This is a genomic window from Winogradskyella sp., from assembly GCF_028289625.1.
Lineage (GTDB): Bacteria > Bacteroidota > Bacteroidia > Flavobacteriales > Flavobacteriaceae > Winogradskyella.
Genome location: NZ_JANQOM010000034.1, coordinates 41,467 through 65,737 on the forward strand (window position 1 = coordinate 41,467; position 24,271 = coordinate 65,737).

The 24,271-nt window shown below is 35.1% G+C and carries 13 protein-coding genes; 2 read left to right on the forward strand and 11 right to left on the reverse strand.

Features of this window, described 5'->3' with window-relative positions; genetic code table 11:
• Nucleotides 1-140: 140 nt before the first annotated feature.
• Together Q0992_RS07195 and Q0992_RS07200 are read left to right on the forward strand one after the other, a co-directional pair.
• Nucleotides 141-2,312 (forward strand): hypothetical protein, encoded by a 2,172-nt coding sequence (locus tag Q0992_RS07195; protein WP_299521677.1) that lies wholly within the window; start codon nt 141-143, stop codon nt 2,310-2,312.
• 102 nt (nt 2,313-2,414) lie between these two features.
• Nucleotides 2,415-4,565, forward strand: coding sequence for a hypothetical protein (locus Q0992_RS07200; protein WP_299521679.1), 2,151 nt, complete (start codon nt 2,415-2,417; stop codon nt 4,563-4,565).
• A gap of 162 nt (nt 4,566-4,727) precedes the next feature.
• On the opposite strand, the gene Q0992_RS07205 is transcribed toward Q0992_RS07200, so the two are convergent.
• The 11 genes from Q0992_RS07205 to ade all read right to left on the reverse strand — a co-directional run.
• On the reverse strand, nt 4,728-6,095 hold the full coding sequence (locus Q0992_RS07205) for an outer membrane beta-barrel protein (protein ID WP_299521681.1): 1,368 nt from the start codon (nt 6,093-6,095) through the stop codon (nt 4,728-4,730).
• Complete coding sequence (locus tag Q0992_RS07210; protein WP_299521707.1) at nt 6,092-6,574, reverse strand: sigma-70 family RNA polymerase sigma factor; 483 nt, start codon at nt 6,572-6,574, stop codon at nt 6,092-6,094. Before Q0992_RS07210 ends, Q0992_RS07205 begins: the two co-directional genes overlap by 4 nt.
• Before the next feature lie 174 nt (nt 6,575-6,748).
• Nucleotides 6,749-8,026 (reverse strand): hypothetical protein, encoded by a 1,278-nt coding sequence (locus Q0992_RS07215; RefSeq protein WP_299521683.1) that lies wholly within the window; start codon nt 8,024-8,026, stop codon nt 6,749-6,751.
• A 250-nt stretch (nt 8,027-8,276) separates the two neighbouring features.
• Nucleotides 8,277-9,881: a hypothetical protein gene (locus Q0992_RS07220; protein WP_299521685.1), complete on the reverse strand. Its 1,605-nt coding sequence runs from the start codon at nt 9,879-9,881 to the stop codon at nt 8,277-8,279.
• Between the two features lie 41 nt (nt 9,882-9,922).
• On the reverse strand, nt 9,923-11,461 hold the full coding sequence (locus Q0992_RS07225) for a YifB family Mg chelatase-like AAA ATPase (RefSeq protein WP_299521687.1): 1,539 nt from the start codon (nt 11,459-11,461) through the stop codon (nt 9,923-9,925).
• A 60-nt stretch (nt 11,462-11,521) separates the two neighbouring features.
• Nucleotides 11,522-12,121, reverse strand: coding sequence for an N-acetylmuramoyl-L-alanine amidase (locus Q0992_RS07230; RefSeq protein WP_299521689.1), 600 nt, complete (start codon nt 12,119-12,121; stop codon nt 11,522-11,524).
• Between the two features lie 127 nt (nt 12,122-12,248).
• Nucleotides 12,249-15,812, reverse strand: coding sequence for a T9SS type A sorting domain-containing protein (locus Q0992_RS07235; RefSeq protein ID WP_299521691.1), 3,564 nt, complete (start codon nt 15,810-15,812; stop codon nt 12,249-12,251).
• A 104-nt stretch (nt 15,813-15,916) separates the two neighbouring features.
• Nucleotides 15,917-19,483 carry a T9SS type A sorting domain-containing protein gene (locus Q0992_RS07240; protein ID WP_299521693.1) on the reverse strand — a complete coding sequence of 1,189 codons (3,567 nt, stop codon included), beginning with the start codon at nt 19,481-19,483 and terminating at the stop codon, nt 15,917-15,919.
• Between the two features lie 39 nt (nt 19,484-19,522).
• Nucleotides 19,523-20,482 carry an alpha/beta fold hydrolase gene (locus Q0992_RS07245; RefSeq protein ID WP_299521695.1) on the reverse strand — a complete coding sequence of 320 codons (960 nt, stop codon included), beginning with the start codon at nt 20,480-20,482 and terminating at the stop codon, nt 19,523-19,525.
• Between the two features lie 170 nt (nt 20,483-20,652).
• Nucleotides 20,653-22,533 carry a CocE/NonD family hydrolase gene (locus Q0992_RS07250; RefSeq protein WP_299521698.1) on the reverse strand — a complete coding sequence of 627 codons (1,881 nt, stop codon included), beginning with the start codon at nt 22,531-22,533 and terminating at the stop codon, nt 20,653-20,655.
• 374 nt (nt 22,534-22,907) lie between these two features.
• Nucleotides 22,908-24,271 (reverse strand): adenine deaminase (gene ade / locus Q0992_RS07255; protein WP_299521701.1); only part of this gene is annotated, 1,364 nt, incomplete at its 5' end.

Consider the following 24,271-nt stretch of genomic DNA (forward strand, 5'->3'; position numbering starts at 1 on the left):
GAAAGCTAAATTAGTCTAGTAAAAATACACTAAAATGTAGTTTTAAGTAACTTTTAAGTGAATACCCTTGAAATACTAAGAATACTATTTATCTTTAAACTTTAATTTTAATGCGTTTCAATTAGAAACAAATAGTTTTTATGTCTCCTGAAGTAAAAAAGAAATGGATTAATACCCTAAAATTCTTTGCCGCCTATCTTGTAGCGGCTTGGACTTTTTTACAGTTCGTGGATTGGGTGTTAATCCGCTATAATATTTCACCACATTGGGTTGATATCTTATTGTGGTTTTTTATTGGTATAAGCCCTTCTCTAATTATCTACCTATACCATCAGGAACGCCTTAGTAAACGCATTGTTAAACTAAGAGAAAAAATCTTTATTCCTTTAAACTTTATCATACTATTCATTGGCCTCTACTTCGGATTTGGCAATACTGATCTCGGAGCTACTACAAAAGAAATTAATTATACGGATGAGCAAGGTGAAGCCCAAACCAAAACCATTACAAAAGAAGAATTTAGAATAGGAATTCCAATTTTTAATTTCGACCAAATCAATAAGGACAGTACAACCACCTGGTTGCAATGGGGTATCGGACAACTATTGAATGAAGATCTTTTACAAAACAAGAATTTAAGTCCAGAATACCTGGGCGAAGCTAATACCTCTGATAAAATAAGAACGGCCTCTTTATTCTATGATTATTACGTGGATGGCAACTATCAAAAAGTAGGTGATGATTATGAAATTACAGTTCATGTAAGAAAGGCGACCAACGGTAAATCTTTAAACAAACAAACGTTTAAAGGACCAGACGTGCTAAAGTTACTCGATGATATAAGTGTATTTATCACTTCATCGTTAGGTTTTGTAGAAAGTAATAAACTTAACTATATAGATTTACCCATTAGTGAGTTTATGAGCAATTCACTACCCGCCATAGAAGCTTACGTCAGTAATAATTACACAAAAGCATACAACATAGACGAGACTTTTGCACTGGCATACTTAGAAGAAGCTAAGATAAGTACAGCATTCAATAAAGGAAAACTAGAAACACAAGATATAACGGACAAGGCATTTACATATAAAAGTAAGTTACCTCTGCAAAAACAACTCGAGGTTTATATACAACGCAGTTTAGCATACGACAACTATGACGAAGCCGAAGCACAGGTAAAATTGCAGTTGGAAGTTGATCCTAGCAATGATTTTTACAACAATGTCTTATTTTCCATTTATGGGGAAACGAAAAATGTGGAAGGCTATCTTAAAGCTTCAGAAGCTTTATTTAGGAAAGACCCAAGTAATGAGAGTGGCCTAAGCTTAGGAACTGCATCTTTGGTGAGTGGTAATGATGATGAGTTTTTGAAAGCACTAGCACCCTTTGAGCTTATTAATCCTGATTTGAAAATTCTTAAATTAGAACCGCTAATTTTAAAAGGAGACATAAAAAAAGCTGAAGCTATCTTTGAAGAATACAAACTGGCTGAACCTAGAAATACCAATAGATTTAGGGCATATGATTCCATCTTTAAGTTCTATAAAAACAATACGCCAAAGGTTGAAAATCTAGAACAATTTGTTGGCACCTATCGCTCTGGAGTTAATGAACAAATGATAGACTTTTGGATTAACGGTGATCGACTGGTACAATATGTAAAAAATCAAAGTATGCGCCCTCTAGTATCAGCTGGGCCAGAAGCCGTGGGTGGTGGTTTTCTTTTGGGTGACACATTTTATTCAAAACTAATTAAAAGCGAAACTAACGGAAAAGTAATAGGAATTAGTGCTTACCAATTTTTTTGGAGAATTACAGATAACCGAATTTATTGGAAACTTGATGATGATATCATTGCAGCTAATGAAGCCTTTGAAATGAATAATATTGAAGAAGCCATTGGTCTTTATGAAGTCGCTATCGCCAGCAATCCAAAACATGGTTACCTACCCAATATCTTATCACACTTAAAATATACTCAAAATAAAGATAAAGATTCGCTTTTAATGCAGCATCAAAAGTTTGCAGGGTCTTATGGTCCACGAAAATTTTGGGTTGAGGATGGTAAATTCTATTACAAGCGCAAAGGTGAAGACAGTGAGTTATCAAAGGTAGAGCTACTGTCGGTCTCGGAGAATCGCTACATGGATTTAACACGTTTGGGAACGATGATGGCATTTGAGAAGGATCCTTCTGGAAAAATGGCTTCTAATAGCTATAGCTTTATTATTGGTGAAGACTTAGTGTTTGAGTGGAGAGTTAGTGATAATAATGATAGCGTTACTAATTATTTTCTAAAGGATGATTAGAGCTTAATATGACCATCTCTCGTCCTATAATGTAACTTTTCAATACATTGTTATACAAATAATTAGTTCTTATATTCGTAAGGCTACTAACCAACTACACCGATGAATAAAAAACGATGGATCAATACCTTTAAGTTTACTGCTGCTTATTTGGTTGCGGCATGGACGTTTCTGCAATTTGTAGATTGGGTACTCAATCGGTATAACATATCACCCTATTGGGTGGATCTATTGCTTTGGATATTTATTGGTATCATCCCATCACTGCTCATTTATTTTTACCATCGAGAGCGCATTAATCAACGTAAATTGCACCGACGGGAAAAAATCATCTTTCCTTTAAATATACTTTTAATAATGGTAGTGACCTACTTCGGATTTGGCAATTCAGATTTGGGTGCGACGACCAAGGACATTAATTATACCGACGACGAAGGTATTGCACAAAGTAAAACCATAACAAAAGAAGAATTTAGAATTGGCGTTCCAATATTTGAATTTGACAATCTCACCAATAATGATTCTATCGACTGGTGGAGCCCAGGCATAGCCAAACTGTTAGAATATGACCTTAAACAAAATAAAAGTTTAAGCCCACTGTATTTACCATATTCAGAGACAGCAGATAAAATTCGTCAGGCATCTTTATTCTATGATTTTTATATTGATGGGGCTTTCAAAAAGGAAGGCGAGACTACTGTAATTGAAGTCTGTAAAAGACAAGCTTCCAATGCTAAAGTATTGGAGTCGCAACGATTTGAGGGTAACGATTTTTTAAGTCTACTAGACCAAATAAGTATATTCATCACTGAAAAAGCAGGATTCCTTGAAACCAACACCATTAAATATCTCGACTTACCAATTAATTCCTTTATGAGTAACTCTGAGGAAGCTATAAAACAGTTTCTAGATCTTAAATACGAGGCAGCCATAGACCTTGACAGTACATTTGCTATGGCCTATCTTGAGAAATCCAAGCACAGTCGTATTTATGGTCAGAGCAACGCATATACCAGAGAACTCACAGAAAAAGGCTTAAAATATCGGCAGAAATTACCCTTACAAAAGCAACTGGAGGTGGCCATAGAGCATAGTCTCGCTTATGGTAATAAAGAAACCGCAGAGCAGCAGGTTAATCTTCAACTCGAAGTGGACCCCAACAACTTTGATTATAATCTGATACTTTATAGTATCTACTGCGAGAATAAAGAACTGGATAAATTTCTGCAACATTCCGAAAATCGATTTAATAAAGATCCAAGTCTTGCCAACGCCTCCAGTTTATTAACTGCCCTGCTAGGGAATAAAAAAGAAAAGAAGTTATTGAACCTTCTTGAAAAATATGAAATCATAAATCCTGATATTCGAATCTACAAGATGACACCCTTACTTTTTCAAGGAAAAATAGATGAAGCAGAGACCTTACTCAAGGATGTGAAAATGACTTTTCCTCAAGTTGAAAACACCCTCAAACCCTTTGAAACCATCATAAATTATCAAAAAACAGTAAAACCCAGCCCTGATAAACTGAGGCAATTCATAGGTCAATATCGTTCTGAAAATAATGAGCAGACCTTTACCTATTGGTTAAATGATGATCGAATTATGCGCTGGGCTAAAAATCAATATGCCATACCATTTCTACTGGCAGGAGAAAATACCTTAGCAGGTGGAATTATTGGGAGTCAATCAGCAATAGATAAATTAATAAAAGATGAGGAAGGACAGGCTATAGGCGTATTGATAAGTCAATCTGACAACAATGAAACCTTACACCTGTGGTATTGGAGGGAAGATGATAGTATTTTAAAAGCGCATGAGGCTTTTGATAATGGGGATTTAGAAAAGACGCTTGAGTTATACCAAATTGCCTACAAAAAGAATGCTGAGCACAAATATCTTGAAAGTATAATAGAGCACCTCAACTATATTAAAAGCAAAGACCGAGAGGAATTATTAGCACAACACAGGTTCTATGAGGGTTCTTACGGACCACGGAAATTTTTCCTTAAAAACGACAAGTTTTATTATTATCGGGAAGGTACCGAACAATCTAAGGTGGAACTATTACCGATTTCCGAAAATCGCTATATGACCAGAGCAGGTTATAGAGTTCAATGGTCCTTTGAAAATGACCCTTCAGGTAAAATGGCATCAGTAAGCCATAGATTTGAAGTTGGAGAAGACTTAAAGTTCGAATGGTTATCCGATGGTAGTAATGATCCAAACAACTACTTTTTAAAGGATGATTAGCCCAACCACCCTTCTCTATCCAAACTTCGGTATTGTATGCCCTTAAAACTATACTTCTATTGTTTTTGGAGACTTAGCATTTGAGTGGAGAGCTAGCAACAATAATGATAATGTGACTAATTATTTTCTAAAGAATGATTAGACTTACTTTCCTACAGACCCTTAAAGTTTATATCGTATTCCAAATAAAAATCTCAATTGCGTATTAGAAAATTCCTGATTTGAATTGTTTATAGGCTTTTGAAAGTAATTGTAACTTGGCTCTAAAAATAAATTCATTCGTTTTGTCAATTGATAAGAAACATTGGAGTTGAGTGTTGCACCAAAAACCGTAGCATCGACACCTAAGCTTTCACCAATTTGCTCATCATCTAGAAAAGCCCTATTATCCGTTAAAAAGTTAACATTACCTCCAATACCAAAGGACAAGGTGTATTTTTGATTTTTCAATACGTGATATGAAAATTCTAATGGTATCTGAATATAATTAAACTGTTGCTCTAAGGTCCCTACATCAGTGGTAGTATCAGAGGCGCCATCCTGACTGGCAGAACCTGGAGAAACAAAGAATAACACCTCTTGATTGTTTACTAAGCTCTGCGCATCTCCTGCAAAAAGAGAGGTGCCAGGACTCACATAACCAATATTGTTAATCTCTTGACCCAATACATTATTCCCAATACCAGACTTTATAACCCACCTATCTGAAAGCGCATACCCAACCTTTAAAGTATATACAAAATCGTTTTGCGACGAGGTATTTACCGAAGTTCCTTGAATAGATGCATCAGAAGCCGTATTTGACACTCCGCCTAAAACCTCAACAGTCCATTTAGAAATCGCTTCAAATTCAGTATTCAATGTATCCTTAGTATTATTGTTTTCAGCTAAAAGCTCTTCAGAAATATCCAATAAGGAACGCTCTTTAATCTTTACAATAGAATCATTATTTGCTATAGCCGTTTCTTTTGTGCGGTCAATCGTACTTCCGCTCTCTGTTTTTGACATTTGAATATCCGCACTATTAATCTTGTTGTTTTCCTCTTCCTGAACAACTAGAGCATAATCCTTATTATATCTGGATTTAGCGTCTTTCTCGTCTTGTTTTTTGTCAATGACATACTCAGATAAGTTTTCCTTTTGTTCTTTTTGCTCGATTAAACCACTACTTATCGCATCATTGCCATTGACACTGTTTGGCAAATCATCTTCATCTGTATTAGTTGTAACAACTTCGTCTATGTTTTTAGTAGTATTGAAATCCAATTCATCAATGGTATCTCTTTCCTCTGAGTACTCAATATCTGTAACTTTCTTAACAGGACTATCGTTGTTTGCCAAATCATTAAGCATATATCCTATAAATACAATCAGTATGGCAGCAGCAGAACCCCAAATAAAGAACAAACCTCTTCGCTTCTTCTTTTTTGGATGTAACCTCGCTTCTATATTATCCCACAATGCTGCAGGTGGCTCCTTAGAAAGGATTTTTAGCGAATCATATAACTCTTCTATCTTATCCTTCTTCATGATACTTTTTTCTTTAATTCCTCATTTATTCTCGACCTTAATACACTTTTTGCCCTACTCAATAACGATTTTGATGTGCCTACTGCCATTTTTAATTTTTGAGCTATTACTTTATGATCATAGCCTTCAAAAACATAAAGATTAAAGACTATTCTATAATTATCTGGTAATTGCTGTATGTGCTTTAACAACTCATCTTGAGACAATTTAACATCGGGCTTTTTAATGTCTTCCTCTACCACATAGTTTAGACTAGAATCTTCAATCTCTACATACATATGGCGCTGTTTTTTTCTTAATACTTCTAAGGCTTTATTTATAAAAATACGTTTGGCCCAACCTTCGAAGCTTCCGCTAAATTTATATTGATCAATTTTTTGAAACAGCATAATGAAAGCCTCTTGAAAGACATCGTCCGCTTCGGTTTTGGTTTTCATATATTTTAAACAAATACCATACATTATAGGAGAAAGCAACATGTACAATTCATGTTGCCCTTCCCGATCTTTCTCAACACATTTTTGTATGAGTATTCGTAGTTTTTTATCCAAGTTGGTTCTAATCTATATGTTTGCTTATAAGGGGGTTAAATTTATTAATTATTAAAAACATTAATAGACCATAACCTGCAGTAGAGGTTTTTTACGGTTGCTTTAAAATTGAATTGTACTGATAAGCTCTAATCCGAAATCCTCTGTGTAATTATATTGATGAATTACATTTTCACCGACGGCAATAAGGTGAGATGATAGGGCAATAACATCTTTTGAAGTTACATTATAGGTGTTCTCCAACACTATCTGGTCAGGATTTTGTGCATTAAATACATTTAAACCTTGATTATTACATACATAAAGTACTTGATCCTTTACACCCAAACCATAAGGGCTAGACAGAAAATATGTAGAATACTCTACAGGATTTTCTATATCAGTAATATCAATAATATTAACTTGGTCCTCAATCGCACCACAAGTATTTCCACCTCTTATGGTAATATAAGCTGTCTGGTCTTCTACGACAACTGGGTCACAACCTGTTGCGTGCAAAAACGACGATGTATAGGTTGGACTGAATTCGTTCTGTAGACCGACAATGTGCATTCCGTTTGTTGCTCCGATAAATAAATAATCTTTTCTTATAAAGGTCGTTTCGAGAACAGCACCACCAAACCAGCCTTCCATCCAAGTTTCCGTTACAAATGAAATCGCATCATAATCTGTTATATCATAGGTGAATAACGAATAATCATTTATAGTGTACAATGCATTATTAAAAATCTGGAATTTGGCATAAGAACCACCTGTGCCAATGTTATTGCCAGCAACAGCTTCTCCAAGGGTATCTAAGAAAACTTCAGAATCCCAGTTGTATATATTAGGATTGCTTTCGGCTTCATCCCTTTCCGTAAAGACCGTTTCATAGTATGCGATAAACTCATCATCATTGGTTGGGAAAATATCAGTTTGATAATAGTCTACCTCATTAGGAAAAGTTGCATAAAATGGTAATATGTCTTCTTCCACATTTACTAGCTCTACATTGGATAAATTACTGATATCAAAAACCACTAAATCCATAAAATTATCCGCATACAAAATGTTGTTCTTTATGGAAATATCATTAACCCCTTCTAATTGAATAAATATCAAATTTTGGGGAGATTCAGGGTTTTGATTATCGAATATGTGTATTCCCGAATGCTGAGCTATATAAAACAATAAATCATCATAGACGTATATTTTGCCGTCCGAGTTTGTAGGTTGTGCACTTTCTATTGAAATTGAGCTTCTAAATTGAGATTTAGATTTTATTACTGGGACGGTGACAGCCACAGTATCAAAAAACCCAGGACTATCATCATTATCGCAACTATTTATAAACAAGCATATGATTACAATCAGAGCTAGAGCGGAAATTTTATGTTTCATGGTTAATTGTTTATTTATTAGATGAAAGAAACATAAAAGGTTGCAGTGGTTTTATAAAAAAGTTATCCCAATCACCCTTCTCGATCCCAGTTTTGGTAATGAATAGTTACAAAAGTCATAGTTTCATCATTGGTGAAGACCTAAATTTTTGAATGATTCATAACATTGGTGATGAAAATGCGACTGTTTTTTTATTAAGAATGATTAGTTTCTATATATTGTTTAAATATAATCTTTTTATTGTTTAAAATCAGATAGTTACAATTACATTAACTAAATAAGCTACACAGACTAACCCTGAGAAATACATAAAAAAGAAATACAATAGACCAAACAAACCTATTCCAGTTAGTTTATCTTCATATTTAAGCTTTTTATAATCAAATCTAATCCCAAAGAAAATTTGTGAAGTGTAAAATAGGGCTGATGGAAAGTTAATGATATACCTTATGAGCCTATTCTTATTTTTATTGGATTTAACTATTTCCTCTATATTTTTATTGACGTAAAGGTTAGATGATAGTTTTTTAAGAAAAAAGCAATTAATAATACTTAGGAAAAAAAATATAATAATTGTATTTCTAATAATAAGCATCTTATTATAACCGTAATTCCACCAGTTTTTGTCAATCCAATTCTGTAGATATTTATTATCCTTAGTATATAACCAATCCCTATATTGAATATCCAATATCTTTTCACTTTCAGCAAATCCAACTTTCCTAAAATGTGCTAATAGGTTCTGGTATGTAGCATTCAATTGATCATCATTATATGCATTATATGGCTTAATTAACTCATATCCCACCCACCTTGTATTAAGCTTAGAGTAGTCTATATTTTCTAAAAACAATTTGCTTTTCTTAACCTTAGTTTCTTGATAAATATAAATTTCCGAATCTTTAGTACCATTAATAAAAAGTGTATCCTGCATCTCATTAATTCTGAGTCCTCCTTCTGCATAAGAGTTAATGATATCAACTCTCTCAAATGAATCATCCAAATCAAATTCTTCAAAGTTATTATCATATGAGATAAAAGACTTTGATTTTTTATGTCCAAAATTATGGGCTTCTTCAAATCCTAAAGATTCTAAATCAGAAAATAAGTCATAGCTACCGTCATAATTAGTTATCCGAAGATTAAATGAAGTAACAGAAGATATATTCAAGTAATCTATTTTAGTATTATCCATACTTAAATCAAAGTCTTTTTTCCCATTAATATCTAAATCTCCTATATAACAACTCTGAAAACGAAATCCCTCATTATTGGGTTTTGCACCATTCGATATAATAGGATCGTTTCCTGTGTTTTCATTGGATGATGAGACATACACCCCATCAATTATGGAATTATAATATTCTCTAGCTAAAAAACTAGCGTTAAGAATACTATTTCTAACAACTGAATTATTCAGCTTTAGGTTAGAATCTTTTTCAAATACGAAATTGTTAAGAATAAAAAAATCATTTTTATTAAACCAATAGTTTTTAACATTATTAGAGTCTTCCAAAGACTCAAAAAACAATTCATTCGATTCTGTCAAAGAATAATTATTATCAGAATTAAAGACTTGAAATTCATTTCTATAAACCACAAAAGACAATGTCTCATCATTTTTAGTTGATATTATTTTCTCATTTTTCAGATCTTCAAGAGTAGTTAAAAAACTTACTTTTTTTTGTTGTGTATTACTGAAAACAGAATCTAGATATCTCACCAAATCTGGTTGTACCAAATCAAAGTACTTAACTAAAGGATCAAACTTAATATCATTATTATCTAACACTTGAGATATCAAGTTAAGCGGAAAGATTATGACCAATAATAAAATGTTCTTAAAACCTTGCATATAAAATTTTATTAATTCATTTTATGAAATCATTAGTAAAGTTACCCCAACCACCCTTCTCTATCCAAACTTCGGTACTGAATGGCTTCGCTGATATGGTTACCGTTGACGCTTTGGGAGTGTTCTAAATCGGCAATGGTTCTGGCAACTTTTAGAATTCTATCATAAGCCCTAGCCGAGAGATTCAAACGTTCCATTGCAGACTTCAATAATTGTAAAGAGGCCTCATCTAATTGACAATACTCACGGATTTGTTTGGTATTCATTTGTGCATTGTAATGCACATTTTCTAAACCTGCAAAACGTTTGGTTTGTAGTTCTCGCGCTGCGGTGACCCGCTTTCTTATGGCTACTGAAGATTCGCCTTTTCTATCATCAGACAATTTTTCAAAAGGTACTGGTGTCACTTCAATATGGATATCTATTCGATCTAACAACGGCCCTGAAATCTTGCTAAGATAACGTTGCATTTCAGCAGGACTAGAGGTTACTGGCGCATCAGGATCATTAAAATAACCGCCTGGACTTGGATTCATACTGGCGACTAACATAAAGGATGACGGATATGTCACCGTAAACTTTGCCCTCGAAATAGTGACTTCCCGGTCTTCTAGTGGTTGTCGCATCACTTCCAATACGCTTCGTTTAAACTCAGGAAGTTCATCCAAAAACAACACACCATTATGTGACAAGGAAATTTCGCCGGGTTGTGGATAAGCTCCACCTCCAACTAAGGCGACATCACTAATCGTATGGTGTGGACTTCGAAACGGCCGCTGTGCCATTAACCCTGTGTGTTCCTTAACGCGACCTACAACCGAATGAATCTTAGTAGTTTCTAAAGCTTCATGAAGCGTCATTGGTGGTAATATGCTTGGTAGTCGTTTCGCCAACATTGTTTTCCCAGAGCCTGGTGGGCCAATAAGAATAATATTATGACCACCTGCAGCTGCAATTTCCATACAACGCTTAATGCTTTCCTGACCTTTGACGTCTGCAAAATCGAATTCAGGAAAATCAAGATTTTTATAGAATTCTTCTCTAGTATTAATGATTGTTTTTTCCAACAATTCACCCTTATCAAAGTGATTAATAACTTGGGTAATCGTATCAACTCCATACACTTTTAAATCATTGACAATAGCCGCTTCTTTAGCATTTTGACTTGGTAGAATAAATCCTTTAAAGCCTTCTTCCCTAGCCTTCACAGCAATGGGTAAAGCGCCTTTTATAGGTTGTAAGCTTCCATCCAAGGATAATTCACCCATAATAAGATAATCTTCCAAGTCTTCAGCATTTATCTGATTGGATGCTGCCAAAATACCAACAGCTAAAGTTAAGTCATAGGCTGAACCTTCTTTGCGTAAATCGGCTGGTGCCATGTTGATGGTAATCTTTTTGCCTGGAATACGATAGCCATTATTTTGAAGTGCCGCGGCAATACGGTAATTGCTCTCTTTTATGGCATTATCTGGAAGCCCAACGAGGTGATAGCCAATACCTTTATCTACATTAACCTCAACGGTAATGGTTGTCGCCTCAACACCAAAAACCGCACTTCCGAATATTTTTTTGAGCATTTAGTTTCGTTTCTTTAAATGTAGACAAATCGAGCCAAATAAAAAAAATCCTACAAAATTTCATTCACCAAAAATTTCAGCTTTTGTCCTGACAATAGCCTTAACATGATAATCTACAATTTTTTGGCGACCTTCCCTAGTATTAAGGATGTCCTTGAATTCTTCAAAATTATCCATAAAGAAACTCTCAGTTAATATCGCAGGTATCTTGGTCTTAGTCAACACATAAAATCGACGCTCTTTATCTAGATCACCATCAGAGAAATCTGTACGCAGTTTTCTATTCGGGAATTCGTTTCTGTATGCTTCGCCGAAGATGGTTGCGATTTTATCGCTTTTGGTATTTCCGGGAGAGGTGAATATTTCACTACCATGTCCTCCACCAGCATTGCTATGGATACTTAAATAAAAACTTTTGCCCGCTGGATATTTATTGGCGCGATTAACACGAGTTTCTAAACGCACATCGCGATATTCTGGAGCAATATTGACATAAGGGATTTTTAGTAGTGTCAATTGCTCTACAATACCAGCAACTATAGCTCTGTTAAACTCCCCTTCATATATAATGCCAGCATTTCCCCAATCTTTGCGTTTGCCAGGAGTGGTATACTCACCATTGATTAAACCTCCATGACCATTGTCTAAAAGTACTATCATAATTAATCATAGTTTACAGGGTCAGCACGAGCTAATTTTAAGGTCTAAGGGAATGCTTAAAGTTACAAATAAAAAGTAAAGCAATAAGCACAGACTCTTAAAGTATATTAAAATTTATACAATTCGATTAATTCTTAATAAACTTCTGGGTAGACTTTAATTCGCCTGATTGAATTTCCAAAAAGTAGATGCCTTTTGATAAGCTGGACACATCCATACTGTAATTATTTGCCAATACTTCTATAGCATTTAATTCCCGACCATTCATATCTATAATTCTTAAATTATTTATTGGTTGGATTGAAGTTATTTTCAACCTATCCGAAACTGGATTAGGATAAAGCCTAACATTCTGTAATTCTTCATCAGCAACACTTAAAGGCTCAACAATTTGAGTATTGACCGTATTTGTTGTAATGGGTGCGTTAAAATCAAAGAAAATATCTGCTGTACCACTTATAATATCTCCAGCTTCAACATCTGGCAAAGGTTTAATTCTAAATGCTATATAACCTTGAGATTGTTCTTCACTTACACTCTGAGAAGGTAAATCAATGTCGTCAAAAATAAACTCAACAAAATTTCCATTGGTTATCTGTACCCGATAATTATGGCTCGAAGACATAATCTGAAGGGTTCGCCAGTCTAATTTAGAATCTAAAATATCCTCAATTCTTACTGTGATAGCTGAGGCCGTTCCCGTATTTTGGAATCGGACAATGTAATCTAGATAATTACTGATTTCATCTAAAAATATTGAGGAGCCTTGTAAAACAAGTTTATCATTTGGATCAAAAGAATTGACTACCACCTGATTTAAATTGAAAGTATTGTTCATAGGTGTAAAATCGTTCTCATTTGGAAATATTTCTGCAATAATTTCAATAATATCATCACCATTAACAATTGGAGGTTGAAAGACGTTAAACTCTAAAAATATAGATCTTGTCTCAAACGGATTTAGATCAAAGAATTCAAAAGAAAGCTCATTACTGGTTTCATTAATTGTATAATAATCTGTAAAAAGATAGGACATCATGGCATCATCAAATAGGAACGTCATCGTTCCGTCTGCTATTGAAGTTCCATTGTTTTTATAGATTATCTGATAACTTGTATCAAAACCGGGTCTGGCCTCATCAACAGGAAGTACTGTTATGCTCAAATCCTCAATATTTTGAGTGGCTTCTAAACAAAAATTATTGGAACTACTAGTATTTCCCAGTTCAGAAAAATTAATAGTAACAGACTGTGGGTTTACAGACAAATAACTCGCCAAACTCTGATCGACCTCAACATTAAAATCTCCTTCCAAAGTGGTCATCTCATAAAATCCGTTAGCCTGAGTGAGCGTTGCAAAGGTATCTGTCGTGCTTTCTGCTACAATCATAAAATTTTCCAAAGGTAAATCTGTTGCATCACAACCGTTTGCATCAATATCCATGGTTAAATTACCATTAATCACATTCCGCTTCCCCTTATTATTTACCCATGAAATACTATTGGCCTCATTAGATGCAAATAAAATGTCCTGCAGACCATCACTATTCATGTCATACGATTTTATAAAAGTAATGTCTTTTTCAACGGTAATAATTGATTCAGGAGTGCCAAAAGAACCATTGCTATCCAAATTTTCGTACCATTGCAGTTCTTTTGTTCCAAATCGCGTTGATGATATGATATCCATATCACCATCATTATCCATATCAGAAACCTCTAAAGATTTCACCCCAAAAGGATTCTGAAATACAGTTAAGGGTGCATTAAAATTACCTAAGCCATCAGAATTTTTTATCCAGAATATTCTATTCTCCTCACTAGAAGCCACCACAACATCTAGAAAATCATCACCATTAATATCTGAAACTACAAGGGATTCTGGACTATCAATGGCATTTGAAATGAGTTGTTCTGAACTAAACTGTCCTTGGCCATTTAAATTTTCAAACCACGAAACTCTATCACCAATTGCTGAACCAACCACTATATCCTGATCATTATCACCATCTATATCTGCACAAAATAATAAAGACGATTGAAAAAACGAATTGGTTATTATTTGTTCGTTTCCAAATCCTGAAAATGAGAGTTTGAACCATGACACTGTATCTTCGGTTATAGATATAATATCGTTTAAACCATCATTATCAATATCCACTGAAAACAGGGTTCTGTCTTGAAATGAGGACCCAGTTATAGGATCAGCGGATGGAAAGTCTGCCTGACCGAAATTTGGTAACAACACCAATTCCCCAGAATCGCCTGATGCAATAATATCTGGAGCGCCATTATTATCAAAGTCATTTACAAATGCTGTAGTTATTGGGCCATTAGTATCAAAGGTATAAATCTCCTCAGGCAAGGCAAAGGTGCCATTACCATCAATATTTTCGTACCAACTAATCTTTTTATCCAGCCTTGATGCAGATACAACATCGAGATCATTGTCCCCATCCAAATCTGCAGCATAAGCTACTGTCGGCTCAAGTGCTGAATAGGTTAGTGTCTGAGGAGGATTAAAAATACCCTGACCATTAAAACTTGGCAACCAAAAGATTTTTCTATTGCTAACTTGAGCTATTATGACATCTAAATGAGTGTCACCGTTTAGATCGGACATGTATATTGATGATGCACTGCCATTAAATAGAGTTTGTGGACTTGCAAAAGTACCTTGCCCATCTGTATTTCGATACCATACCACAGTGCCATTTGTCACAGTTGATACGACATCTATAAATCCATCCTCATCAATATCCTCTGCATATATTTTTCCCAAAACACCACTTGAAAAATTAGACGTTATTAGTTGTTGAGGACCAAAACTACCTAGACCATCCATATTTCGAGACCAATGCAATGTTCCATCATCTGTAGAGCTAAACACTACATCCATAAACCCATCAGAATCAATATCTGCAACGATAACCTCTATGAAATCGTTTAAGCTGTTCGATATAATGTTTTCTGAAGAAAAATCACCTAGTCCGTCAAGATTTTCATAATATACCACCTTAGGTGAACCAAAAAAGCTCGAGGCTGTAACAATATCATAATCACCGTCATTATCCAAATCCTCAACGGCCAATGAAAAAGCATCAATCAACGGATTAGTGGCACTGATATCAATAATATCAAAAGTACCTTGGCCATCTATATTCTCATACCAAGCCAACCCATCATCACCAGAGGATATAATATCCATATCGCCATCGTTATCCATATCTTTTGCAAGTATTTCGGAATCATAACTCTGGTCAAATTGCAAATCATAGATAATATTTTTAGCACCGAAAGTTCCCATACCATCCATATTTTCGTACCAAGCAATTTCATTTTGAAAATCCGCGGCAGAAATGACATCCATATCACCATCTCCATCAATATCTGCAGCATATACGGCTTGAGCCCGATCTGCTGTGCCGGAAATAATTTTAAGCTTTCCATAGGTTCCTAAGCCATCTAAATTTTCATACCATGCAATTCTGTCATCATTACGGGAAGAGGATAAAACGTCCATGTCGCCATCACCATCTAAATCTGCAGAATAGACAGATGAAGGAAGGTCAGGAAAAAAAGTATTGTCAATTACTGTGTTAAACCCAAACTCCAAGGTTGGGAAATCTGTTTGAGCAAGAGAAAACTGCAAACAAAAAATTAAAAAAAGATAAGTGTATTTTTTTTTCATTTAAAACCATTTTTATTTTACGAAGTAAGCGTTATTTATTTGATTTTTGAAATCTAAAGCACTTTGTTCATTATAATAAATACCTCCTTTATCGATAAAGGCTATCAATTCTTTATAAATTTTGTTGTTGTCCTTGATTCACCTGATCGAATCTCCAAAAAATAAATACCCTTAGATAAACTAGAAACGTCTAAGGTATAATCTTTGATTGGTGAAATATCGAAAATCTTTAACATCCTACCATTAATATCCAATATCTTAAGACCATCAATAAATCGTTGTGACGTTATCCTCAATTTATCAGAAGTAGGATTTGGATATAGCTTGATGTTATCCAATTCTTGGTCATCAATGCTAAGTGGTGGAACAATTTCGGTATTTACGGTATTAGTAATTATCGGTGGGTTAAAGTCAAAATAGATATCTGCCACTCCACTAATGATGTCCCCAATTTGCACATTGGATTTTGGCTTTATCTTAAAAGCGATATAACCATGAGACTCTTGTTCATTAGATGTACTATCTGGTAAGTTAATATTGTTGAATATAAAGCTGACATCGGTTTCATTTTCAATTTCTACACGACCTGAATGGCTTAGACTTTCTAATTGCATGGTCGTCCAATCTAATTTATCATCCAGAACATGCTCTACCCTAACATTAATGGCACTTGCCGTTCCTGTGTTCTGGAAACGAATCAAATAATTAAGGTATTTATTTGCATCCTCTATAAAAATCTCCTCGCCTTGTAACACAGTGATATCATTTGGGTCATAAGAACCAATTACAATTTGCTCTAGTGTAAAGATATTGTCATCTTCGGTTTCATCTCCGGAAACTGGGTTTACGGTTGCCGTTGATATCAATACATCATCGATATTGGCTGTCGGTGGTGCAAATACATTGAACTCAAGGTCAATGACTTTAGTTTCGAATGGATTAAAATCTACAAAATCAAAACTTAAACTATCGGTGGTCTGAGAGCTTACCGTTTCGCTGGCACTTAAGAATTGTATCTTACTGTCATCAAACTGGAAGGACACCGAACCACTCAGTTGTGTCGTCCCAATATTTTTACAAACGATCTGATAAGAGGTGTCGAAACCTGGTCTTGGCTCGTCTATGGATGGGTAAATGCTGACCGTTAAATCGTTGAAAACGCCAGAAGGCTCTATACAGAAATCTACGGTATCTGTATTGCCTAAACCAACAAAATCTGAGATTTGAGATATTGGATTTGATGTGTAATAATTAGGAAAGTTTTCCAATTGTGTATTGAAACTTCCTTGATTCACGGCTATTCTGTAGTACCCATCATTTTGAGAAAATGAAGAAAAGCTGTCATTTCCATTGTTGGTAGAGATTAAAATATTAGGAACAAAAATGTCATCCATGTCATCACAACCATCATTATTAAAGTCAAACTTTAACAGACCATTAATTTCATTTCCTAAAATTCCTAAATTTTTATTTAATAGTATTTTATCGTCATTTTTAGAAGAGGATAACACATCAATATCTCCATCACCATCAACATCACTTATATAAATAGATGTTAGACCGTCTAAATTAGAAGTTATGAGTTGTTCTTCACCAAAACCGCCCTGACTGTCATTTTTAAACCAAATCACTTTGTCACTGTTATTAACACCAGCTATCATGTCATTATATCCATCACCGTCAATATCTGACGCAAACACTGATCTAGCGTCACTCCCAAATTTATACTGTTGAGCTCCAAAATTACCCTGACCATCAATATTCTCATACCATGATATCCTATTATTACCTTCGGAAGTTGAAAATACATCCATATCATCATCATTATCAATATCTGCCGCATAAACCGTTGTTAACCCTGAGGCTAATTGACTTATAACTTGTTGGCTACCAAAATTACCTTGACCATCAATATTTTCAAACCATACGATGGTGTCATAAATACCCACTAATAAGTCCATATCACTATCGTTATCAATATCAACTGCAAAGACTGAATTTGCACTATTTGCCTGAATGCTTATAATTTGTTGAGGACTAAAATCACCTTGAGCATCCATATTTTCATACCAAGCTACTTTATCGTTATTACTCGAGGTAGAAACAATGTCCATATCACCATCATTATCGATATCCACAGCATAAATAGAAGTCACTCTGTCAACATTAATTGAAATAACTTGTTGGGGTCCAAAATCACCTTGACCATCAATATTTTCGTACCAAGCTATTTTCCTATCTTCTGCTGAACCTGAAAGGGCATCCATATCGCCATCACCATCAATATCAGATGCAAACACAGAAACAGCTCCATCTGCATTATTTGTGATTGTTTTCATTACGTTGAAATTACCTTGACCATTAGTATTTTCAAACCAAGCGATTTTATCATCATTAATTGATGCCGATAAAATATCGGCATCACCATCACCATCAATGTCAGACACAAAAATTGAACTCGCTCCGTCTACAGACGAAACTATTATTTTTTCTTCACTAAAATCACCCAGCCCGTCAATATTTTCGTACCATGCTATTTTGTCGTCATTATATGAAGCAGACAAAACATCTATGTCGCCATCGTTGTCTAAATCAATTGTAGATATAAATACTGCACCATTTGCCAAAGACGATATAATCTGTTGACTACCAAAGTTGCCTGCACCATCCATATTCTCATACCACGCTATTTTATCATCGTTTTCAGAAGCTGATACTACATCCATATCACCATCATTATCTATATCTGCTGAATATACTGAAGTTGTACCATCCGTTAATTCAGTAATAATTTGTTTTGGCCCCATATTTCCTTGACCATTTATATTTTCAAACCAAACTACGTTATTATCAACTCTAGAACCCGAAACAATATCTTTATCTCCATCGCCATCTATGTCTGCTGTATTACTCGTAGTCTCACCAACACTTATATCTTGTCTAGGTCCAAAGTTGCCTTGACCATCTATATTTTCAAACCAAGTTATTCTGCCTGTAAGTGGATTTGTAATATAGAAATCTACATTAATATCCATATCACCATCATTATCTATATCAGAAGTATAAATTCTTCTTACACCACTTAAACCACTTGCTATAATCTGCTGAGTACCAAAATTCCCTAGCCCATTTACATTTTCATACCATGCAATTTTATCATCTACGTAAGAAGTCGAAAGCACATCCATATCACCATCGCCATCAATGTCAGATGCGAATACAGATGTGGGCCCATTAGCAGCACCAAAGGCACCACCACCTACTGGATTAGAGATTATTTGCTGGTTCCCAAAATTCCCTAATCCATCTGTGTTCTCATACCATGCAATTTTATCATCACTATATGAAGCAGATAAAACATCCATATCACCGTCACCATCAACATCAGATGCAAATACAGATGTGGCGTTATCGGCATCAGTTGTAATAACAATTTGAGAACTAAAACTTCCCTCTCCATTTATATTTTTGTACCATGCAATTTTATCATCAAACCGTGAGGAAGAAAGTACATCCATATAGCCATCACCATCTAGATCGGCTGCGTAAACGGAGCTTGGAAAACTTGTTCCGCTATCCACATCCGTAACAATAATTTCATTAAATGCAATCTGCCCAAAACCAAGATGAAAGTAAAAAATAAGAGCGAACGCAATGTAAAAAATCTTCATAAAAAATAATTTCCGTAAATGTAAGAAAAGTTATATTTCTTAAATGTTAAGAACAAAGTCCAAAGTGCGTTGTTCATTATAATAAATGTTCCGTTTATCGATAAAACCCACATGCCCTCCATATTTTGGCATTTCTAAATAAAGATTTGGGTTATTTTTAGCCTCTTTTACTGGGTAGCATGACGCTGATAAAAAGGAATCATTGAGTGCATTAATAATTAACGATGGTACTTTGATATTGGGTAGAAACTGTAAACTGCTTGCTTTTTCATAATAATCATAAGCATCTTTAAAACCATGTGCTCTAGACGTATACACATGGTCAAAATCTATTAAGCTTTTAATGGAATTATAATCCTCTGGACTTATATCATTCGGAAATTGCTCAAGCTTGGGTTTCAATTTTTTCTTTAGATGGTCTAAAAACCGAATGGCATAATGCTTGTTCTTGAGACTTAATAATTCATCACAAGAGCCTTTTAAGTCGCATGGCGTAGAGATAGCGATAACCCCTTTTAGTTCCTTAGGAACATTATCGCGTTCACCAGCATATTTTAAGACCATATTGGCACCAAGGCTGATGCCTTTAATATAAATCTCATTATATTTCCCCTTTTCAAATATGTAATTTAAAACTGCCTCTAAATCTTCAGTGGCACCAGAATGATAACTACGATACAATGTGTTGGGTTCGCCACTACAGCCTCTAAAATTAACGGCACAAGCATCAATACCGTTGTCATTAAATAACTTTGCTGTTCCAGTAATATAAGGCCGTTGCGCATGGCCTTCTAAGCCATGTAAGAGAATAATAGCTTTATTGGATGTTGCTTTAGCATAACTCCAGTCCAGATCCATAAAATCACTATCAGGTAGTGTAATCCGTTCTCTTGTCTGTTCTACACCATTGACGGTTCTTGCCAAGCCAGAAAATACGGTGGACACAAAACTCTTTTTAGCCCAAAATGGTGGTTTGTAAGTGGATTCTACTATAGGCATATCCAAAAATATAATAAAATGTCAAGTTGAGTAATTTCAATCCCAATAACTATTCGGAGAAAATTATATCGAGAAGCTTTAGAGATTCAATTCTTTAATAGTTCTCGATAGCTCTGCTGAGCCTGTCGAAGTACATCGCACAAAAGACGTGACAATCGAACTGACAGCTTTTATTTAAGTACTGTAAACTCAATAGAAGAATCGTTGTAGACTTTATGGGTCTGCGCCTTAAAGTCGCTTTCCTTCGCTTCAAAAATGTTATTGACATAGGTCTGTGGATTCGCATCTATATAAGGAAAAAATGTACTCTGCACTTGCACCTGAATTTTATGCCCTTTCTTAAAGGTATGGAAGACATCTTGCAATTTTAAGTTGACTGCTGTTTTTTGATTGGGCACAAATGGCTCAGGATTGGTCATACTATTCCTAAAGCGACCACGTAAGGTTTCGCTTCTCACAAGCATATAATAATTACTCAACTTTAAGTGATCTTGGACATCTTCTGTATTTTTGGTATCTGCAGGAAATACATCAATAACCTTTACAATCCAGTCGGCTGCAGTTCCCGTCGTTGATACATTTAATTTTGCGAGAATATCTCCTGCAAGCGTCACATCATTTTCTAGCACTTCGGTTTCAAAAGTCAGTACATCTGGTCGTCTCGCTGCAAAACGTTGGTCATCTGTCATAAACTTTCGAGGTGTAAATACCACTTTGATATCTTCAGAATATGGTACAGGTTTTTTAGGGTCACTTATAAAATCTGAAGTAGCAATCTTTCTATCGGCCCGCTTGGTCAAACGTTCGTAAGGTTGCATATAATAGCTTTCCTTAGCGGTATTTGTTGGTGGCCAGGAATCAAAAGATTGCCATACTTTAGCACCTGTATCGAACATATGCGCCTCAGCTAAACCTGTTTCGCCATTGGCATTTCCTTTTAAAAAATGATTAAAGAACTTCGTTTCGATATTCTTTTGGAAATAATCTGAAATACTATCGCCAAAATGAATATTCCCAATTACCTGTCGTGTTCTGGTTCTTGCCCAATCCCCATGGCTCCATGGTCCGAAAACAAGTGTATTATAATTGTCACTATTTTTTTCGATACTTTGATACGTATTGTAGGGGCCGTACAAATCTTCGGCATCAAACTGTCCGCCAACAATCATAGTCGCAGGTTTTATGTCTTTCAAATGCTGAATAATGTCTCTGCTTTGCCAAAACTCATCATAGGTAACATGTGTTTTTAATTGTTCCATAAAGACATTGTCTTCTCCATAGAATTTATCGAGCTTACTTAACGGCATATGATCTAAAAAGAACTGATATTGATCTTCGGTGCCAATATCTGGGAACGTATACCATGATTCGGTTGTAGGCGTGTCTTTCATATAACCAAATACTGATGTTGCTCTCCAATAGCTTAACAAATAGGCACCGTTGTGATAGAAATCATCAAAAAAGAAATCACCAATACAAGCTTGTGGTGAAGCCGCTTTTAATGCTGGATGTGCATCTAGCAATGAATAAGTAGTATAAAACCCTGGATAAGAGATTCCATAAGTACCTACTTTACCGTTATTATTTTCAACATTACTAATCAACCATTCAATGGTATCATAAGTATCACTAGCTTCATCTGTTTGTTGGCCTGTTTTGTTAGGAATATAAGCTCGCATATTATCATAAACGCCTTCACTATTCCAACGACCACGAACATCTTGGTAAACCATAATATTACCTTCTTCCATAAGGTATTTATTTGGCCCCACTTTATTTAGATATTCATTTTCACCATATGGTCTACAACTGTAAGGCGTTCGCTTTAAGAGCATCGGATATGCCTTTGAAGTGTCCTTTGGAGAATAAATTGTAGTGTGTAATTTAATGCCATCACGCATTTCTATCATCACTTCTTTTTTGGTATAATTGTCTTTTACATAGGTATTAACTTCTGCTGTTTTCGGAGTTTCAATAGCTTGATGCTTATCGTCTTTACAACTGGTAATTGTAAATACAATCAATATAATGAGAAGGAAATTCTTTGTCATAGTTTAGGTTGGATTTAAAAAAGCCTAAAGATAACCGAATTAAGCAAAAAAAGTTTGAATGAAATGTTAACACTTTGATGCTTCGACTCGCTCAGTACAAGCAAGTTCAGAGACTACACTACGACTAGGCACAGTGACCACACTTCAACTTGCTTTCACTTCGACTGTCTGCCTTTACTGCTGACAGGACTTAGGAGGGATGGCGCACAAAGGCAAGCTAAATAAAAACCTTCAAGATGGCAATTTTAGTCATATCGAATGTTGTGTTAGTCGTCTCATCTGTTGATCACATACGATAATTATTATGAGATTTCTCGCTATGCTCAAAATGACAACCCTTGTCTTAACTAAAAATCACTTAAAGTCATAAGCAATTATGTTTCTAGCGTTGTAAATTGAAAGGTGTTACCATCAAAAAGTCCTTTATCGCTCAACTTTAAGGAAGGAATCACCAATAACGCCATGAACGATAAACTCATATAAGGAGCATGTAATTTACTGCCCATTTTTTTTGCCATGCGGTCTAATTCTGCATATTGCTTGCCCATAGTTTCTGCGTTTTGGTCACTCATGATGCCTGCCACTGGTAGTGGCACCACCTTTTCCTCGGAATTACTTACCGCACAAATACCGCCTTTATGCTCAATAATAAGATTTACGGCTTTACATATCATCTCGTCTGAAACTCCAACCGCAATAATATTATGGGAATCATGACCAACGGATGATGCAATTGCTCCTTCTTTTAGTCCGAAATTCTTTATGAATGCTATAGCTGGCTTATCATCCTGATAACGATTGACCACCGTCATCTTCAAAATATCAGTTTCTGTGTTACTTACTAAGTTGCCATTTTCAATGGTTGCATTTTCGATGATTCCATTAGTAATTAGTTCACCATCCAGGCATTCGATAACACGTATTTTAACTCGCCCTGAGCATTGTCGAAGGGTAGTATTAGATTCAAATTTAAAATCAGTCGCTACTTTTTTATTGGTGCTAAAGTGATTTAGCACATCAAAATCGACAGATTCAATCAATGAATGTCCTTGTTCCGAGACTAATTCCCCATGAATATAATTATATAAAACCGTAAAATCCTTTAAGTCTTTTACAATAATTAAATCAGCCCTATCACCCTCGTTAAGCAGACCAACATCTAAATTATAATGCTTTACTGGATTAACACATGCTACTTTCAATACTTTAAATACATCAATACCTTTTGCAACTGCTCTTGCACATAACTGATTAATATGCCCTAAAAGCAAATCGTCTGGATGTTTGTCATCACTACAGAACATCATGTTCTCGTAGTGCTCGTCTAACAAACTGATTAGGGCTTCAAAATTTTTAGCCGCACTGCCTTCACGAATGATGACCTTTATGCCCTTTTGAAGTTTTTCCAAGCCTTCTTCATAGGTAAAACATTCGTGATCCGTAGAAATCCCAGCAGAAATATAAGTCGTTAGATCGTCTCCTCGCAATCCAGGAGCATGACCATCTACAGGTTTATTAAAATACTTTGCCCATTCTAATTTTTTAAGGACTTCGCTATCCTTATAAATGACTCCTGGATAGTTCATCATTTCTGCCAAATACTTGATATCTGGATTAGCCAAGAGCGTTCTAATAGCTTCAGAATTAATAATTGCACCAGCGGATTCAAAGCTCGTTGCTGGCACACAAGATGGTGCACCAAAATTGAATTTAAAAGGGGTTTGCTTTCCATTTTCAA

What these genes read in the sequence shown, in the direction of transcription:
- Q0992_RS07195 (WP_299521677.1), top strand. Translation starts at nt 141, where the DNA reads ATGTCTCCTGAAGTAAAAAAGAAATGGATTAATACCCTAAAATTCTTT.
- Q0992_RS07200 (WP_299521679.1), top strand. Translation starts at nt 2,415, where the DNA reads ATGAATAAAAAACGATGGATCAATACCTTTAAGTTTACTGCTGCTTAT.
- Q0992_RS07205 (WP_299521681.1), bottom strand. Translation starts at nt 6,095, where the DNA reads ATGAAGAAGGATAAGATAGAAGAGTTATATGATTCGCTAAAAATCCTT.
- Q0992_RS07210 (WP_299521707.1), bottom strand. Translation starts at nt 6,574, where the DNA reads ATGTTGCTTTCTCCTATAATGTATGGTATTTGTTTAAAATATATGAAA.
- Q0992_RS07215 (WP_299521683.1), bottom strand. Translation starts at nt 8,026, where the DNA reads ATGAAACATAAAATTTCCGCTCTAGCTCTGATTGTAATCATATGCTTG.
- Q0992_RS07220 (WP_299521685.1), bottom strand. Translation starts at nt 9,881, where the DNA reads ATGCAAGGTTTTAAGAACATTTTATTATTGGTCATAATCTTTCCGCTT.
- Q0992_RS07225 (WP_299521687.1), bottom strand. Translation starts at nt 11,461, where the DNA reads ATGCTCAAAAAAATATTCGGAAGTGCGGTTTTTGGTGTTGAGGCGACA.
- Q0992_RS07230 (WP_299521689.1), bottom strand. Translation starts at nt 12,121, where the DNA reads ATGATAGTACTTTTAGACAATGGTCATGGAGGTTTAATCAATGGTGAG.
- Q0992_RS07235 (WP_299521691.1), bottom strand. Translation starts at nt 15,812, where the DNA reads ATGAAAAAAAAATACACTTATCTTTTTTTAATTTTTTGTTTGCAGTTT.
- Q0992_RS07240 (WP_299521693.1), bottom strand. Translation starts at nt 19,483, where the DNA reads ATGAAGATTTTTTACATTGCGTTCGCTCTTATTTTTTACTTTCATCTT.
- Q0992_RS07245 (WP_299521695.1), bottom strand. Translation starts at nt 20,482, where the DNA reads ATGCCTATAGTAGAATCCACTTACAAACCACCATTTTGGGCTAAAAAG.
- Q0992_RS07250 (WP_299521698.1), bottom strand. Translation starts at nt 22,533, where the DNA reads ATGACAAAGAATTTCCTTCTCATTATATTGATTGTATTTACAATTACC.